We start from the raw sequence: 17,873 nt of genomic DNA on the forward strand, positions 1-17,873 counted from the left end.
GTCGTAAAGTTAAGGTTTAGCTTCCTAATGCAGACCTTTACGGAGTGAGCCCCAAGAGTAGGGGAAATCATTCCTCTTTCGTATTGCGGTAGCGTGCCGGAGACATACCCAGATAAGACTTCACATACTTCCCGAAGAAAGACTGGTTGGGGAAATTAAATTCTTCTGCAATCTCCTTGATGGACTTGTCCGAATGCTTCAGCCGGTACTTGATGTGCTCGATGGCACTTTCGTTAATCAAGTCCAGCGGTGTACGTCCGCATGCCTGCTTGATGACCTTCGAAAAGTGTTTGGGACTATAGCAGAGTGCATCGGCATAATATCCTACAGAACGGTGTATGCCGTTGTCTTTGGACAACATCTCTATAAACTTACGCAGGATATAGTCGGACTGTTTGATGCTTTCTTTTGTATCGACTGTCATTTCTGAAGGGTTCACTTCTTTGTTGAGGTGTCCCAACATCTCACAGAAAATGGCAGAAAACAAGTATTGCATCACTTCCCTGTGATAGTGATGAGGCTCGTCGTTTATCTTTGCCATAAGCAGTTCCCGGTAGAATTTGAAGATTTCCTTGTCCCCTTCCTCCCCGACAGACTTTATGGGATTGTTGTGGATATGCATAACGGTATTCCATGTATCCTTCTCCATCTTGACCACGCGTTGTAGGAACTGTGTGGAGAATGCGGCAAGCCTTATCTTGTGCTTTGGGCTTACCATCGCGTGGCTGATAATGGTATTGGGAAGGCCGAGCAGTAAGTCGCCTGCTTCCAGTTGGTAGGTTTTGTAGTTGACGTCCAACTGGATACAGCCTTCTAGACAGATAGCGATAAGGAAGCATCCTAATCTTATTGTATCTTCATTGTAGGGGCTTCCCTCCAGACTATTGATTATGACAAAGTCATTGTCTACATAGTCAAGGACATGTTCGCTGTTTTTAAAGTCCGCGATTTCTACGATTTTTATGTTCCCTTTCTCCATATTCTTCCTTTTTCGTTTTGCAAAGTTGGTGAATAATGGGAAATATGGGATGTTCCATTATGCGGCTTTCTTGTTCTATATGTCATTTATAGACAATTCATTAGCCTTAAAAAAGATGAATGTCGAAAAAGGAACATCTTTGGTGTGTAATTGGTCATTATGGCGTTGTTCCTTTCTCCTACTTTTGCCATCGGTTTTAACAAAAAGACAATGAGAAAAAGTATGATTACATTGAACAGGAAATGGATACGGCTGATAGGGATTGTCGGCTGTACAATGTGTTTGGCATCTTGCAAGCAGGCAACGGATGCTTCCGGAATGAAACCTTCTTACGCTACCATGAAAGTGGAGGCGACGGACAAAGAGCTTTCCACTTCGTACTCAGCAACGATACGCGGACGGCAGGACATAGATATTTATCCGCAAGTGTCGGGTACCATCGAGAAGTTGTGTGTGACCGAGGGGCAGAAGGTGCGCCGGGGACAACTGCTTTTCATCATCGACCAGGTTCCCTACAAGGCTGCACTCAAAACGGCCGTTGCCAATGTGGAAGCGGCACGTGCCGCACTGGCTACTGCCGAACTGACTTATAACAGCAACAAGGAATTGTATGCGCAGAAAGTGGTTTCGGAATTCAGCCTGAAGACTGCCGAAAACAGCTACCTTACCGCCAAGGCGCAACTCTCGCAGGCCGAGGCCCAGGAGATAAGCGCACGCAACAACCTCTCCTATACGGAAGTGAAGAGTCCCAGCGACGGGGTGGTGGGGGCATTGCCCTACCGTGCAGGGGCATTGGTCAGCCCCAGCTTGCCGCAACCGCTGACAACGGTCAGTGACAACAGCGACATGTACGTTTACTTTTCCATGACCGAGAACCAGTTGCTCGCCCTGACACGCCAGTACGGCAGCATGGACGAGGCGCTGAAGAACATGCCGGCGGCAGAGCTGCGTCTGAACGACAATTCCGTCTACGACAAGAAAGGTACCATCGAGTCCATCAGTGGTGTCATCGACCGCCAGACGGGTACGGTAGTGGCACGCGTGGTCTTCCCCAACGAATCGCGCCTGCTCCATAGCGGGGCATCGGGCACGGTGGTGGTGCCTGCCACGTATAAGAACTGCATTGTGATTCCGCAAGAAGCCACCGTACAGTTGCAGGACAAGACATTGGTATACAAGGTAGTGGATGGCAAGGCCGTCTCTACCCTGATTACCGTGGCAGGAATAAATGACGGACGCGAATACGTGGTGCTGGACGGACTGAAAGTGGGTGACGAGATTGTTTCCACAGGTGCCGGACTGCTGCGCGAAGGAACGCAAGTGAAATGATGATTGCTATTTTATCAACTATCAATGACCCATTAAGATGAAAGGAAATATATTTATAAAACGGCCGGTGATGGCTATCTCCATCTCCGTACTGATTCTGGTGATAGGGCTCATTTCGCTCTTTACGCTGCCGGTGGAACAATATCCTGACATTGCGCCTCCTACGGTATATGTCAGTGCCAACTACACCGGCGCCGATGCCGAAGCCGTGCTGAACAGTGTCATCATGCCGTTGGAGGAGAGCATCAACGGTGTGGAGAACATGATGTACATCAGTTCTACCGCCACCAATGCCGGTTCTGCCACCATACAAGTCTATTTCAAGCAGGGCACGGACCCCGACATGGCTGCGGTGAACGTACAGAACCGCGTATCCAAGGCGCAGGGACTGCTGCCCGCCGAAGTGACGAAAATCGGTGTGACTACCCAGAAGCGGCAGACCAGCTTCCTGCAAATCGGCGCTTTGGTGAGCACCGACGGGCGCTACGACCAGACGTTCCTTGCCAATTACCTCGACATCAACGTGATTCCGCAAATCAAACGTATCGAAGGTGTGGGTGACGTAATGGAGCTGGGTGATACCTACAGTATGCGCATCTGGCTGAAACCGGAACGGATGGCGCAGTATGGACTGGTCCCTTCGGATGTGACCGCCGTATTGGGCGAGCAGAACATCGAAGCGCCTACCGGTTCGCTGGGCGAGAATTCAAAGAACGTGTTCCAGTTTACGATGAAGTATCGTGGACGCCTGAAGAGTGTGGAGGAATTCCAGAACACGGTGGTACGCTCGCAGAGCGACGGTTCCGTGCTCCGTCTGAAGGACGTGGCGGATGTGGAGCTGGGTACGCTGACCTATAGTTTCCGCAGTGAGATGGACAGCAAGCCGGCGGTACTTTTCATGATGTTCCAGACGGCAGGCTCCAACGCAACCGCCGTCAACAAGCAGATTACCGCACAGATAGACGAGATGAGGAAGAGCCTGCCCGAAGGGACGGAATTTGTGACGATGATGAGTTCCAACGACTTCCTCTTCGCTTCCATACACAATGTGGTGGAGACACTGGTCATTGCCATTATACTGGTAATTCTGGTGGTGTATTTCTTCCTGCAGGACTTCAAGAGTACGCTTATACCCTCCATTTCCATTATCGTGTCGCTGGTCGGCACGTTTGCCTGCCTGGTGGCTGCGGGGTTCAGTCTCAATATCCTGACGCTGTTTGCGTTGGTGCTTGCCATCGGTACGGTGGTGGACGATGCCATCGTGGTGGTGGAGGCTGTGCAGTCCAAGTTCGACGCCGGATATAAGTCTCCCTACCTTGCCACGAAGGATGCGATGGGCGATGTGACGATGGCTATCATCTCTTGTACCTGCGTGTTCATGGCGGTGTTTATCCCCGTGACGTTTATGGGTGGTACTTCGGGTGTGTTTTATACGCAGTTCGGCATTACGATGGCAACGGCAGTGGGCATCTCCATGATTTCGGCATTGACGCTTTGCCCCGCCTTGTGCGCCATCATGATGCGTCCGTCGGACGGTACGAAGAGTGCGAAGAGCATCAACGGACGGGTGCGTGCGGCATACAATGCCTCGTTCAACGCCGTGCTGGGCAAATATAAGAAAGGTGTGATGTTCTTCATCCACCACCGCTGGATGGTGTGGACTTCATTGGCGGCTACCGTCGTATTGCTGGTTTACCTGATGAGTACCACCAAGACGGGGCTTGTGCCGCAGGAGGACCAGGGTGTCATCATGGTGAACGTCAGCACGTCTCCGGGAAGCACGCTGGAAGAAACCACGAAGGTGATGAACAAGCTGGAGGACATCCTGAAAAACACTCCCGAGATAGAACACTATTCCAAGGTGGCAGGATACGGATTGATGTCCGGTCAGGGCACTTCCTACGGTACCATCATCATCCGTCTGAAGGACTGGGGCGAGCGGAAGGGGAGCGAACACACGTCCGACGCTGTGGTGGCCCGTCTCAATGCACAGTTCTACGGTGTGAAGGAGGCACAGATATTCAGCTTCCAGCCGGGTATGATTCCGGGCTATGGTATGGGTAACTCCCTGGATCTGAACCTGCAGGACAGAACGGGTGGTGACATGGCTACGTTCTACGAGGCAGTGATACAGTTTCTGGGTGCGTTGAACCAGCGTCCTGAGGTGGCTATGGCGTATACCTCTTATGCTATGAACTTCCCGCAGGTATCGGTAGATGTAGATGCGGCCAAGTGTAAGCGTGCGGGCATTTCGCCGAGTGTGGTGCTCGACGCATTGGGCAGCTATTGCGGCGGTGCCTATATTTCCAACTACAATCAGTTTGGCAAGGTGTACCGCGTCATGATGCAGGCATCGCCCGAATATCGTCTGGACGAACAGGCACTGGGTAATATGTTTGTGCGCAACGGTACGGAGATGGCTCCGGTCAGCCAGTTCGTGACGTTGAACAAGGTGCTCGGTCCGGAGACGGCAAACCGTTTCAATCTGTACAGCGCTATCGCCGCTAATGTGAATCCGGCGGAAGGATATTCGTCCGGTGAAGTGCAGAAAGTGATTGCGGAAGTGGCAGAACAGACATTGCCGCTGGGCTACGGTTACGAGTACGGAGGTATGGCACGTGAGGAAGCCAATACTGGTGGTGCGCAGACTGTCTTTATTTATGCCATCTGTATCTTCCTTATCTATCTCATCCTGGCATGTCTTTATGAGAGTTTCCTGATACCGTTTGCGGTCATCTTCTCCGTACCGTTCGGGCTGATGGGTTCATTCCTCTTTGCCAAGGTTCTGGGATTGGAGAACAACATCTATTTGCAGACGGGTGTGATTATGCTGATTGGCTTGCTCGCCAAGACGGCCATCCTGATTACGGAGTATGCCATCGAGCGGCGCCGCAAGGGAATGGGCATTGTGGAATCAGCTTATTCGGCCGCCCAGGTCCGTTTGCGTCCTATCCTGATGACGGTGCTGACGATGATATTCGGTATGCTTCCGCTGATGTTCTCGAGTGGTGCGGGCGCCAACGGTAACTCTTCGCTGGGTACGGGCGTAGTAGGCGGCATGCTCATCGGAACGCTAGCGCTGCTTTTCGTCGTTCCGGTGTTCTACATCATCTTCGAGTACTTACAGGAGAAGGTTCGTCCGCCAATGGAGGAAGAAGCCGATATGCAGGTATTGCTTGAAAAGCAGAAGAGTGAGGCAGAACGGGCGAAAGATTGAGGAAAATAAAATAAAAACAGATTGGAACAATGAAGAAACATATCATCCTATTGTCCGCCGCCGGTTTGCTGTTCAGCAGTTGCGGCGTGTACACCAAATACAAACCCGCTACCGAGGTCCCCGACGGCCTCTATGGGGAAGAAATGGCAGCTTTTACGGAGAGCCTCGCCGGTTCTCCGGCTGCCACCGAAGACAGCCTGGACCTTGGCCTGGGCGGCATGGACTGGCACGAGCTTTTCACCGACCCGCATCTGCAGGCACTCATCGGACAAGGGTTGCAGAACAATACCGACTACCAGTCGGCACAGCTCCGCGTGGAAGAGGCTGAAGCCACCCTGCTGTCCGCAAAGCTTGCCTTCCTGCCCTCCTTTGCCCTTGCGCCGCAGGGCACGGTGAGCAGCTTTGACAGCCGCAAGGCCACACAGACCTATTCGCTGCCCGTTACTGCCAGTTGGGAGCTGGATGTTTTCGGCCGCATGCGCAATGCCAAGAAACAGTCGAAGGCGCTCTATGCGCAGAGTCAGGACTATCTCCAGGCCGTGCGTACCCAGCTCATTGCCGGGATAGCCAATACTTACTATACCCTGCTGATGCTGGACCAGCAGCTTGCCATCTCCAGGCAGACCGAAGAGACGTGGCGGGAAACCGTTGCTTCCACCCGTGCCCTGATGAATGCGGGCATGGCGAACGAATCCGCCGTGTCGCAGATGGAGGCCACGTACTATCAGGTGCAGACTTCCGTGCTCGATTTGGAAGAACAGATAAACCAGGTGGAGAACAGCCTTGCGCTGTTGCTGGCAGAGACGCCCCGTCATTACGAGCGCGGTGTGCTGGCAGAGCAGCAGTTCCCCGTGGGCTTTTCTATAGGGATTCCTGTTCAGATGCTTTCCTGCCGTCCTGATGTCCGTTCGGCTGAGCGGACACTGGAAGCGGCGTTCTACGGCACCAATGCGGCGCGCTCTGCCTTCTATCCCTCCATCACGCTGGGCGGGAGTGCGGGCTGGACCAATTCTGCCGGTTCAATGATTGTGAATCCCGGCAAGTTCCTGGCTTCGGCAGTGGGTTCGCTGACGCAGCCGCTCTTTGCCCGCGGGCAGGTCATTGCACAGTACCGCATAGCCCGTGCCCAGCAGGAGGAGGCTTCCCTTGCCTTCCAGCAGACATTGCTGAATGCAGGCAGCGAGGTGAACGATGCCTTGACTGCCTGGCAGACAAGCCTATCCAAAAGCGAACTGCTGGACAAGCAGGTAGCTTCCTTGCAGACAGCTGCCCGCAGCACTTCCCTGCTGATGGAGCATGGCAACACCACCTATCTGGAGGTGCTTACCGCCCGGCAGACATTGCTCAACGCACAACTGGCACAGACGGCAAACCGATTTTCTGAAATACAAAGCCTGATTAACCTCTACAAGGCGTTAGGGGGAGGTCAGGAATAAAGTGTCATCATACTACTCTCTCTGCATCTTCACTTTAAATGTGAAGGAAGGGCTGTCTGGGAAGTGATTCCGGGGCAGCCCGCTTTCAATGAATAGGAGGGATTAAATGGAGGCAAGTATTTCTCTAGACAAATTATTGCAGTTTTTCACTCAATGCGAACGATAAGTGTTGGCTCGGTGAGAGATCGATTGAAGAAACTGAAAAGGAAACTGAAGCAAAAGATAGTGAGTTTACCGGTAAGAAGGAGGTTTTGCCAGGAATTGATGCAGGGATGTAGTAGGTACTGAAATAGCTTGTTGTTGGATCTATAGATGCAGCGTGTTCCATCTATATATGCAACGCGTTGCATATATAGATCCAGCAAACCGGAAATATACATGCAACGCGGTATATCTTTCGGGCGGTTTTTCTCCGCCTTTTTAGGGAGCAGTTTATTTATACTGTGCCCAGTCTACATTCTTCATGTCTCCACTTTTGGCCAGCTCAGCGTGCATAGCCAGTGCGGCGCGCAGGGCATGGGGAGTCTGTGACTTGCCGTCGGTCAGTTTCAGGTAATCCCACAGAATGTTCTTGTAGTCCGGATGAACACAGTTCTCGATGATGGCTTGTGCACGTTCTTTCGGACTCTTGCCGCGGAGGTCGGCCACACCTTGTTCGGTGATGATGATGTTGACGTCATGCTCCGTGTGGTCCATGTGCGAAACCATCGGCACGATAGCCGAGATTTTACCTTCCTTGGCAACGGACGGACAGGTGAAGATGGAGATATAGGCATTGCGGGTGAAGTCACCGCTTCCACCGATACCGTTCATCATCTTCGTACCGCCGATGTGCGTGGAGTTCACGTTGCCGTAGATGTCGGCTTCGATGGCGGTGTTGATGGAGATAACACCGAGTCGGCGCACCACTTCCGGGCTGTTGGAGATTTCCGACGGACGGAGCACCAGCTTGTCGCGGAAGAAGTCCATATCCTGGTAGATGCCTTCCAGGCAGTCGTTCGTTACGGTCAGTGAGCAGGCGCTTCCGAATTTCACGCGGCCTTCGCGGATAAGTCCGATAACGGAGTTCTGGATAACTTCTGTGTACATTTCAAACGGCGGGATGGTCTTGTCACGTCCCAAAGCACCCAGTACGGCATTGGCAATGTTGCCCACACCAGATTGCAGCGGCAGGAAGGTAGGCGGAATGATTCCGCGTTTCATGTCGGCGGCAAGGAAGTCGGCCACGTTCTGTCCGATTTTGTCGGTCAGCGGGTCGGCGGCGGCAAACGAACGTGCCTCGTCCGGCCAGTTAGTCTCCACTACGCCGACAATCTTTTTCGGGTCTACCTGGATGTAGGGCAGGCCGATACGGTCACTCGGTTTGTAGATGGGGATTTCGCGGCGGCAAGGAGGGTCGAGGGGTTCGTAGACGTCGTGCAGACCCATGGCACTCTTGCTGTGGGCGGCATTCAGTTCCACGATAATCTGGTCGGCCAGGCGGCAGACAGTCGGAGCGATACCGCCGGCAGCCGTCAGGTAGATTTTACCGTCGGGAGTAACTTCACATGCCTCGATGATAGCAACATTCACTTTTCCCATGAAACCATAGCGTACTTCCTGCGCCATCTGTGAGAGATGGATGTCGTTGTAGGCTATTTCGCCATTGTTCACGGCTTTGCGGAAATCGGCGTTGGTGGTGTAAGGAGCACGGTAGCGGATAGCTTTGGCGCGTGAAAGGATACCGTCGCAGGAATCTCCGGTAGAAGCACCGGTGAAGATACCTATCTGGAACGGGTTTCCTTTTGCATGTTCTGCTTCCGCGATTTTTGCTAATTCAGCCGTAACGGCTTTGGCTGTTCCTGCGGGAGTAAATCCGCTCAAGCCGATGTTGTAGCCATGTTTAATCAGGCTCGCAGCTTCTGCTGCCGAAATGTAATTGAGTGCCATAATATAAATAGTTATTTTTTCGTGTAAAGATTCTGAAGGGGCTCGTAATTGGTTCTGCAATTATCGACTGTCTTTAATATTTCCGTTGAAGTATTTCTGACCAGATGATGGCTTTCCTCGCTTCTTCTGCCGAGTGGATGCCGTATTCGGACGTTACTTCATCGGATTCCTGCGGACGGGATGCCGGGGAGGGAGGGGAAGCCTTTATGGAAGTGTGCTTGGATTTGGCAGACGGTTTGGATACCGGCTTGGGCTTTTCTGCCGGCTTGGGGCCTTCGGGAATAAAGCCTCCGTAAGTATCTCCGCCCCAGTATTCGGGCAGTGGGTTGTCAACGTCGGGCATAGGTATGTCGGGACTCTTGTCAGCATTTTTATTTGCTTCTTTCTTAAACTGCTTGACGAGTCCGATTACTATGACAGCCGCAACTAACAGAAACTTAAAGACATCTTCCATATTCTTTTTGATTTTCCACCCAAAGATAGTGCAATTATCTCTTATCTTTGCTTTTGGGCAAAGTTAATTATTTAATCTGATTACAGCCAAGGAATTGGTAATAAAAAAGGGCAGCTTCACAGCTCCCCTTAATTTTTTTAACCTAAACCTTAACTATGAAAAAATCTAATGTTTCTTTCATTCCACAAATTTGTGAATTAATTTGCTCTATGCCAAATTAACACTCGGAAAATGTTTGCTCTCTTAACATAAATTAGCTGATAAGGCGCAGATTGACAACTTGTAATGGCATTTTTCTTTCATTTCATCCGTTTATTGGGAGGGAAGAAGTATCTTTGCGCTCCGAATGACAGATACCAACTTATGATATAAACTGATTTTAAACGAACTGATTATGGAAAAAGTAACGGGAGCAGACTTTAAATCTGCAACTGCTGATGACAACAAGAAGTTGTTTATCGAGACTTACGGCTGCCAGATGAATGTGGCCGACAGTGAAGTGATTGCATCCGTCATGCAGATGGCGGGATATTCGGTGGCCGACACCCTGGAAGAAGCCGATGCAGTGTTTATGAACACCTGCTCCATCCGCGACAATGCGGAGCAGAAGATTCTGAACCGTCTGGAGTTCTTCCACTCGCTCAAGAAGAAGAAACGCGGCCTGATAGTGGGTGTGCTGGGCTGTATGGCAGAGCGTGTGAAGGACGACTTAATCACCAACCATCATGTGGACCTGGTGGTGGGGCCGGATGCCTACCTTACTCTGCCCGAACTGATTGCCTCGGTAGAGGCCGGTGAGAAAGCAATGAACGTGGAGCTCTCCACCACAGAGACCTATCGGGATGTCATCCCCTCGCGCATTTGCGGAAACCACATCTCCGGCTTCGTCTCCATCATGCGTGGGTGCAATAATTTCTGTACTTACTGCATCGTTCCCTACACCCGTGGCCGTGAGCGTAGCCGTGATGTGGAAAGCATCCTCAATGAAGTGGCCGACCTCGTGGCAAAGGGTTATAAGGAAGTCACCCTGCTGGGACAGAACGTCAATTCCTACCGCTTCGAGAAGCCGGACGGAGAGACGATTACTTTCCCAATGCTGCTGCGCACCGTGGCAGAGGCAGCGCCGGGCGTACGTATCCGTTTCACTACCTCGCACCCTAAAGACATGAGCGACGAAACTCTCCAGGTCATTGCCGACATGCCCAACGTATGTAAGCACATCCACCTGCCGGTACAGAGTGGGAGCAGCCGCATCCTGAAGCTGATGAACCGCAAGTACGACCGCGAGTGGTATATGGACCGCGTGGCAGCCATCCGCCGCATCATCCCCGATTGTGGCTTATCTACGGATATATTCTCCGGTTTCCATAGTGAGACGGAGGAGGACCACCAGCTTTCCCTCTCGCTGATGGAGGAGTGCGGATACGATTCCGCCTTCATGTTCAAGTACAGCGAACGCCCCGGTACGCATGCTTCCAAGCATCTGCCGGACGATGTGCCCGAGGAGGTGAAGATTCGCCGTCTGAATGAAATCATCGCCTTGCAAAACCGTCTCTCTGCCGAGGCGAATGCCCGTTGCGTGGGCAAGACGTACGAGGTGCTGGTGGAAGGTGTTTCCAAACGCAGCCGCGACCAGTTGTTCGGCCGTACGGAACAGAACCGTGTGGTGGTGTTTGACCGTGGCACGCACCGTGTGGGCGATTTTGTGATGGTGAAGGTTACCGAATCCAGTTCGGCTACGCTGAAAGGAGAAGAGGTAGCCGGCTGACGGGATAGAAAAGTCTCGATGACATCAGTATGATGACACCGGTATATAGAATAAAAGCACGAGCCTCACGGCCCGTGCTTTCCATATTATAAACTTTAAATTTTATTCTGCCATGGCCAGAATATTCGCTACGTAGTCAGTCCTGTTGTAGTTTACCAGGGTCAATTCGGACTTTGGCGCGTCCTGATTGTAGAGTTTGTAAGCTACCGGCATGTTTTCATCGTTCAATTCATACACACTTTTCTTCATGTCTTTGTCATAAGCCTTGTGAGACTCGTTCCAACGTGCGTAGGACATGGTGATTTCATCATTGCCATATTGGTATGTCATCTTGAAGTAAGGTACCCATTCGTCTTTTACACCGTCCCACTTGGAGGCTTCCTTGCAGGTCAAGCGTTTCTGGTCGTCATAAGAGTATTCATAACGGATGTGCCGGTAAAGTTGTGCACCGTCTTGCTTAAAGATGGTCTTGGCAACTACTAATTCGTTTTTCACTTCTTCATTGGTGATGAAGTTGTTTTCCTGAGCTTTCACTTCTGTATTCATAACGCTTACGATAGTCATTGCTACGAATGCGACTGCCTTGAATAAATTTGTAGTTTTCATAATCTTTATTTTTAATTGTTGTTACTTACTCTGTTTCTTTTAGACGTTGTTCCCGATTAAAAGGTTGCATTCCAACTAATCTTTTTCTCAAACGCCTTCGCCTAATTATAGTCAATTCCCATGCCAAATATTTAAGTTGTTGATAATCAATGAATAAATGCTTTCGAAAACTGTTCATTATCGGACAGTTGTCCGCTTAATATCGAACAGTTGGTCATTCGTTCCGCCGGCTGGCCGGAGCAAGTGTTTGTTTTCTTAAATCTCCTTAATGGAAACCCTATAAATCACTTTTTATTTGTTATTTTGCACCAAATTTAGGTATGGTGTGGTCTGTTTCATTCGGGCTGCACTTCCTTATTGGCAGAACGTTCGATGAATAAACTCACTATAAAAGCTTGTCCGTTATGTGGTGGAACGCATTTGGAGCGTGCCCTGACATGTGTAGACCATTATGCCTCGGGCGAAATGTTCCACTTGTGCCGCTGCCGGGATTGCGGTTTCCTTTTCACGCAAGACTTTCCCGTGGAGGCTGAAATCGGTCGTTACTACGAAACTCCTGATTACATTTCACATACCGATACCCGCAAGGGGGCGATGAACTCCGTGTACCACTGGGTGCGCAACTATATGCTGGGACGCAAGGCACGCCTTGTGTTCCGTGAAGCACACCGCAAGGAGGGCCGCCTGCTGGATTTGGGTACGGGGACCGGTTACTTTGCCGATGCCATGCAGCGTCGCGGCTGGCAGGTGGAAGCTGTGGAAAAGAGTGCGCAGGCGCGTGCCTTTGCCAAAGAACACTTCAATCTGGATGTGAAACCCCATACGGCATTGAAAGATTTTGCACCGGGCAGTTTCGACGTCATCACCCTATGGCATGTCATGGAACATCTGGAACCCCTCAACGAAACGTGGGAAACCCTGCACTCCCTGCTGACTGAAAAGGGGGTGCTGATTGTAGCTGTGCCCAACTGCTCCTCCTTCGACGCAAAGAAATACGGGGCTTACTGGGCTGCCTACGATGTGCCCCGCCATTTGTGGCACTTCACACCGGGCACCATCCAGCAATTCGGTTCCAAGCATGGTTTCATCATGGCAGAGCGGCATCCCATGCCGTTCGATGCCTTCTACGTCTCCATGCTGACAGAAAAGCACATGAGGCACTCGTGTACTTTCCTGCGGGGAATGGTGACCGGTACACTGGCCTGGTTCAGCGCGTTGGTGAAGAAGGAACGCAGCAGTTCCATGATTTACGTGTTCAGGAAGAAAGGGTGAGAAAAGAGATTAGGGATTAATGATTAATAGCGACTGATTTACATAACTTGTAGCTTGTAACTCGTAACTTATAATTGATATAATGAAAGCAAAGAATAACTCGGTATCCTATTTTGACATGCAGTTCATTACGTCCAGCATCAGTACGACGCTGGTGTTACTGCTGTTGGGGCTGGTTGTATTCTTTGTGCTCGCGGCTCATAATCTTTCCGTGTACGTCAAGGAGAACATCAGTTTCTCCGTGCTTGTCAGTGACGACATGAAGGAGAGCGACATCCTGAAGCTTCAGAAGAGGCTGGACAAGGAGGCTTTTGTGAAGCAGACGGAATACATTTCCAAGAAGCAGGCACTCCGCGAGCAGACTGAGGCGATGGGTACGGACCCGCAAGAGTTCCTCGGCTACAATCCTTTCACTGCCTCCATCGAAATCAAGCTGCATTCCGACTATGCCAATTCGGACAGCATCGCCAAAATAGAGAAACTGATTAAAAAGAATACCAATATCCAGGAAGTGCTCTACCAGAAAGACTTGATAGATGCCGTGAACGATAATATAAGGAATATCAGCTTGATGCTGCTGGGGCTGGCTGTGATACTGACGTTTATCTCCTTTGCGCTGATAAACAACACCATCCGTCTGGCTATATATTCCAAGCGTTTCCTTATCCACACCATGAAGCTGGTGGGGGCAAGCTGGGCATTCATCCGTCGTCCGTTTCTGCGGCGCAATTTCTGGATAGGTGTGCTGGCCGCTTTCATAGCCGACAGCATTCTGTGGGGAGCCGCCTATTGGCTGGTGTCCTACGAACCGGAGTTGGTCAAGGTGATTACGCCCGAGGTGATGGTGCTGGTGTCGGGTGCCGTGCTGGTGTTCGGTGTACTTATTACGTGGCTGTGCGCTTTGCTTTCCATCAACAAATATCTGAGGATGAAGGCAAGCACACTGTATTATATTTAACGCCTTGAAGTGCATAGAGAGAAAGCACTGTTATCGCAGCCTCCAAATAGTAAATTGTAAATAGTAAAATAGTAAATGTATAGATGAGTAAAGAGAAATTCGCTTTTGATAAGACCAATTTTATCCTGCTTGGCATCGGAATGGCGGTGGTTATCATTGGTTTTCTTCTGATGACCGGCCCCGTGTCTACCCCGACGACCTTTGAGCCGGACATTTTTAGTGTGAGACGCATCAAGGTGGCTCCGGTAGTTTGCCTGCTGGGGTTTGTGTTCATGATATATGCCGTGCTGCGCAAGCCTAAAAGCTGTCGTGCAGAGGAGTAAACTTTCAGACGCGGATTACACAGATGACGCAGATTGGAATATTAGAAATCCGCGTCATCTGCGTTATCTGCGTCTGAAAAATAATCAGAAAGAAAGTAGTAACAGAGCTTCCGGACAGCCCCTCCGGCAACTCAAGAACTTAAAAACTTAAACAAATTGGAATGGTTTGAAGCGCTTATCCTTGGGCTTATTCAAGGACTGACCGAATATCTGCCGGTGAGCAGTAGCGGACACCTCGCCATCGGTTCGGCATTGTTCGGTATTGAGGGAGAGGAGAATCTTGCTTTTACGATAGTGGTACATGTGGCTACGGTGTTCAGTACGCTGGTGATACTCTGGAAAGAGATTGACTGGATTTTCAAGGGACTGTTCAAGTGGCAGATGAACGAGGAGACACGTTACGTCATCAATATACTGGTATCCATGATACCTATCGGCATTGTGGGGGTATTTTTCAAGGACGAAGTAGAGGCCATTTTCGGTTCGGGACTGGTCGTTGTGGGCTGCTGCCTGCTGCTGACAGCTCTGCTGCTGTCTTTCTCCTATTATTATAAGCCGAAGCAGAAGGAGAACATCAGCATGAAGGATGCCTTTATCATCGGTCTGGCACAAGCATGCGCGGTGCTTCCGGGGCTTTCCCGTTCGGGCAGCACCATTGCAACCGGTCTGTTGCTGGGCGACAACAAGGCGAAGCTGGCACAGTTCTCTTTCCTGATGGTGATGCCTCCCATCCTGGGCGAGGCACTGCTGGATGGAATGAAGATGATGAAAGGTGAGGCGGTTGCAGGGGATATTCCGACACTTTCGCTGGTGGTAGGTTTTCTGGCTGCTTTTGTTTCGGGCTGCCTGGCCTGCAAGTGGATGATAAATATTGTGAAGAAGGGCAAGCTGATTTATTTTGCCATCTATTGCGCGATAGCCGGTGTCATAACGCTCATATTAAGCTAAAGTCCCCTCCTTGTGTGGGGGAAAGACTGATTACTCCGGAAATCAATAAGAGAAAAATATTAAGTTGTACCATTTTATCCCCCTCCCTACCGGGGAGGGGTTAGGGGAGAGGCCAATGAATTTTAAAGAAGGAGAAGTCCTCTATTTCAATAAACCGCTGGGATGGACATCGTTCAAGGTTGTGGGACATGCGCGTTACCACATCTGCCGGCGGATAAAGGAGAAGAAGTTGAAAGTAGGCCATGCCGGTACCCTCGACCCGCTTGCTACGGGGGTGATGATAGTCTGTACGGGCAAGGCCACGAAACGGATTGAGGAATTCCAGTATCACACGAAGGAGTACGTCGCCACCATCCGGTTGGGCGCCACCACTCCCTCTTACGATCTGGAACATGAGATAGATGCTACCTATCCCACGGAACACATCACCCGCGGACTGGTGGAGGAGACGCTGAAGAAGTTCATCGGCGAGATACAGCAAGTGCCTCCCGCCTTCTCGGCATGTATGGTGAACGGGAAACGTGCCTACGACCTTGCCCGCAAGGGAGAGGAGGTAGAGCTGAAACCCAAGTTGCTCGTCATCGACGAGATAGAGCTGCTGGACGACGGGCTGGATATTGCCGAACCGTGGATAAAGGTACGCGTAGTATGCAGCAAAGGAACCTATATCCGCGCCCTGGCACGTGACATCGGCGAAGCCCTGCAGAGCGGCGCTCACCTCACCGCCCTGGAGCGTACCCGCGTAGGCGACGTCCGGCTGGCAGACTGCCTCAATCCCCTCGATTTTAAAGAGTGGATAGAGGCGCAGGAGATAGATATTTAGTTATAAGTTATGAGTTATTTGCTATGAAGTGTAGTATACTGCCGGATAACTCATACCCTCTTATGACTAAAACAGACTGATATAAATAATAAATAACTTATAACTCATAACTAATTATGAAACTGTCGCAATTCAAATTCAAGCTTCCCGAAGAGAAGATAGCTTTGCACCCCACGAAGTACAGAGACGAGTCACGTCTGTTGGTGTTGCACCGTAAGACGGGTGAGATTGAGCACAAGATGTTCAAGGATGTTCTGGACTATTTTGATGACAAAGATGTGTTTATCTTCAACGACACCAAGGTTTTCCCTGCCCGCTTGTACGGTAACAAGGAAAAGACCGGTGCGCGTATTGAAGTGTTCTTGTTGCGTGAGTTGAACGAAGAGCTCCGGTTGTGGGATGTACTGGTGGACCCTGCCCGTAAAATACGTATCGGCAATAAGCTCTACTTCGGTGACGACGACTCCATGGTGGCTGAGGTTATCGACAACACCACTTCGCGCGGGCGTACGCTTCGTTTCCTTTACGACGGTCCGCACGATGAGTTCAAGAAGGCGCTCTATGCGCTGGGCGAAACGCCGCTGCCCCACAGCATCATCAACCGTCCCGTAGAGCCGGACGATGCCGAACGTTTCCAGTCTATTTTTGCACGCAACGAAGGAGCTGTTACGGCGCCTACCGCCAGCCTGCACTTCAGCCGCGAGCTGATGAAGCGTATGGAAATCAAGGGTATTGACTTTGCCTACATCACCCTGCATGCCGGCTTGGGTAACTTCCGCGACATTGATGTGGAAGACCTCACCAAGCACAAGACAGACTCCGAGCAGATGATTGTGAACGAGGAAGCCGTGCGGATTGTGAACCATGCCAAAGACCTGAACCGCCAAGTCTGTGCCGTAGGTACCACCGTGATGCGTGCCATCGAGAGCACCGTCAGCACCGACGGACATTTGAAGGAATACGAGGGTTGGACCAACAAGTTCATCTTCCCGCCGTACGACTTTACCGTGGCCAATGCCATGATATCCAACTTCCACATGCCGCTCAGTACCCTGCTGATGATTGTTGCCGCTTTCGGCGGTTACGAGCAGGTGATGGAGGCATACAATGTGGCATTGAAGGAAGAGTACCGCTTTGGTACGTATGGAGATGCGATGCTGATTACAGACCGGTAATTATGGTTGTTTATTTCAGTCTTGGTACCAATCTCGGCGATAAGGAGCAGAACCTCCGCATGGCCGTCCAAAAGATAAGAAAGCAGATAGGTGAAGTGATTTCCCTATCTGCTTTTTATGCTACTGCTCCGTGGGGCTTTTCTTCCGATAATACTTTTCTGAATGCCGCACTCTGCGTAGACACTGCTTTGGCACCTTTGGAGGTGTTGCAAACGACGCAGGAAATCGAGCGGGAGATGGGGCGTACGCATAAGTCTGTCAATGCAGTGTATAGCGACCGTGTGATAGACATCGACCTGTTGCTCTGTTTTGCCGATGACGGTACTCCCGTTTTGCTGGATACTCCCGAACTGAAACTTCCTCATCCGCTGATGCAGGAACGCCGTTTCGTGATGGAGCCGTTGGCGGAGATTGCTTCAGGCGTGGTGCATCCGGTATTGGGAAAGACAATCGGGGAATTGTTGCAAAATCAGTGTTAATCTCTGCTATCTGTAGCGCAGATACAAGATTTCTTTTTTATCTTTGCCTCCGAAAAGCGAAGATAGGCTGCACTTCAGCATAAAAAATGAACAAGTTCATTTTGTTCTGCGTTCGGTTTGCACTATCTTTGCCCCCGAAAAACGATATGTGGAGAGATTTGAGTAGCTTGCAACCAC

General features: G+C 50.8%; 15 protein-coding genes. 11 read left to right on the forward strand and 4 right to left on the reverse strand.

Features of this window, described 5'->3' with window-relative positions; genetic code table 11:
- Positions 1 to 67: 67 nt before the first annotated feature.
- Positions 68 to 979: a helix-turn-helix domain-containing protein gene (locus tag DW800_RS18205; protein WP_005825269.1), complete on the reverse strand. Its 912-nt coding sequence runs from the start codon at positions 977 to 979 to the stop codon at positions 68 to 70.
- Between the two features lie 222 nt (positions 980 to 1,201).
- On the opposite strand from DW800_RS18205, the gene DW800_RS18215 reads away from it, so the two are divergent.
- Genes DW800_RS18215 through DW800_RS18225 form a run of 3 tightly spaced genes read left to right on the forward strand, consistent with a single transcriptional unit; the run spans position 1,202 to position 6,961 of the window.
- The gene (locus DW800_RS18215) at positions 1,202 to 2,308 is read left to right on the forward strand and encodes an efflux RND transporter periplasmic adaptor subunit (protein ID WP_119958249.1); all 1,107 of its coding nucleotides are present in this window, start codon (positions 1,202 to 1,204) and stop codon (positions 2,306 to 2,308) included.
- 37 nt (positions 2,309 to 2,345) lie between these two features.
- Positions 2,346 to 5,525: an efflux RND transporter permease subunit gene (locus tag DW800_RS18220; RefSeq protein ID WP_119958250.1), complete on the forward strand. Its 3,180-nt coding sequence runs from the start codon at positions 2,346 to 2,348 to the stop codon at positions 5,523 to 5,525.
- Positions 5,526 to 5,554: 29 nt separating this feature from the next.
- Entirely contained in the window at positions 5,555 to 6,961 is a 1,407-nt protein-coding gene (locus DW800_RS18225; protein ID WP_117958541.1) for a TolC family protein, read from the forward strand.
- Between the two features lie 432 nt (positions 6,962 to 7,393).
- Here the strand turns inward: DW800_RS18225 and DW800_RS18230 are convergent, their stop codons facing one another.
- Together DW800_RS18230 and DW800_RS18235 are read right to left on the reverse strand one after the other, a co-directional pair.
- Positions 7,394 to 8,890: an acetyl-CoA hydrolase/transferase family protein gene (locus DW800_RS18230; RefSeq protein ID WP_009037535.1), complete on the reverse strand. Its 1,497-nt coding sequence runs from the start codon at positions 8,888 to 8,890 to the stop codon at positions 7,394 to 7,396.
- Positions 8,891 to 8,963: 73 nt separating this feature from the next.
- Positions 8,964 to 9,344 carry a hypothetical protein gene (locus DW800_RS18235; RefSeq protein ID WP_005825277.1) on the reverse strand — a complete coding sequence of 127 codons (381 nt, stop codon included), beginning with the start codon at positions 9,342 to 9,344 and terminating at the stop codon, positions 8,964 to 8,966.
- A 394-nt stretch (positions 9,345 to 9,738) separates the two neighbouring features.
- On the opposite strand from DW800_RS18235, the gene miaB reads away from it, so the two are divergent.
- Complete coding sequence (gene miaB / locus DW800_RS18240; protein WP_005833992.1) at positions 9,739 to 11,112, forward strand: tRNA (N6-isopentenyl adenosine(37)-C2)-methylthiotransferase MiaB; 1,374 nt, start codon at positions 9,739 to 9,741, stop codon at positions 11,110 to 11,112.
- 102 nt (positions 11,113 to 11,214) lie between these two features.
- Here miaB and DW800_RS18245 read toward each other — a convergent pair whose 3' ends face one another.
- Complete coding sequence (locus tag DW800_RS18245) at positions 11,215 to 11,718, reverse strand: DUF3836 domain-containing protein (protein WP_119958251.1); 504 nt, start codon at positions 11,716 to 11,718, stop codon at positions 11,215 to 11,217.
- A 372-nt stretch (positions 11,719 to 12,090) separates the two neighbouring features.
- Between DW800_RS18245 and DW800_RS18250 the strand changes: the two genes are divergently transcribed.
- From DW800_RS18250 to folK, 7 genes are all read left to right on the forward strand, one after another.
- Entirely contained in the window at positions 12,091 to 12,990 is a 900-nt protein-coding gene (locus tag DW800_RS18250; protein ID WP_057089640.1) for a class I SAM-dependent methyltransferase, read from the forward strand.
- Between the two features lie 82 nt (positions 12,991 to 13,072).
- Positions 13,073 to 13,948: a cell division protein FtsX gene (locus DW800_RS18255; RefSeq protein ID WP_005825286.1), complete on the forward strand. Its 876-nt coding sequence runs from the start codon at positions 13,073 to 13,075 to the stop codon at positions 13,946 to 13,948.
- 83 nt (positions 13,949 to 14,031) lie between these two features.
- Positions 14,032 to 14,271, forward strand: coding sequence for a DUF3098 domain-containing protein (locus DW800_RS18260; protein WP_005833999.1), 240 nt, complete (start codon positions 14,032 to 14,034; stop codon positions 14,269 to 14,271).
- A 156-nt stretch (positions 14,272 to 14,427) separates the two neighbouring features.
- Entirely contained in the window at positions 14,428 to 15,219 is a 792-nt protein-coding gene (locus tag DW800_RS18265; protein WP_005825291.1) for an undecaprenyl-diphosphate phosphatase, read from the forward strand.
- Between the two features lie 115 nt (positions 15,220 to 15,334).
- The gene (truB, locus tag DW800_RS18270; protein WP_005825294.1) at positions 15,335 to 16,042 is read left to right on the forward strand and encodes a tRNA pseudouridine(55) synthase TruB; all 708 of its coding nucleotides are present in this window, start codon (positions 15,335 to 15,337) and stop codon (positions 16,040 to 16,042) included.
- Between the two features lie 116 nt (positions 16,043 to 16,158).
- On the forward strand, positions 16,159 to 17,217 hold the full coding sequence (queA, locus tag DW800_RS18275; RefSeq protein WP_005825296.1) for a tRNA preQ1(34) S-adenosylmethionine ribosyltransferase-isomerase QueA: 1,059 nt from the start codon (positions 16,159 to 16,161) through the stop codon (positions 17,215 to 17,217).
- A gap of 2 nt (positions 17,218 to 17,219) precedes the next feature.
- Positions 17,220 to 17,696 carry a 2-amino-4-hydroxy-6-hydroxymethyldihydropteridine diphosphokinase gene (gene folK / locus DW800_RS18280; RefSeq protein ID WP_005825297.1) on the forward strand — a complete coding sequence of 159 codons (477 nt, stop codon included), beginning with the start codon at positions 17,220 to 17,222 and terminating at the stop codon, positions 17,694 to 17,696.
- Positions 17,697 to 17,873 lie beyond the last annotated feature (177 nt).

Origin of the sequence: Bacteroides sp. AM32-11AC (genome assembly GCF_003603515.1) — a bacterium.
Taxonomy (GTDB): Bacteria; Bacteroidota; Bacteroidia; order Bacteroidales; family Bacteroidaceae; genus Bacteroides; species Bacteroides uniformis.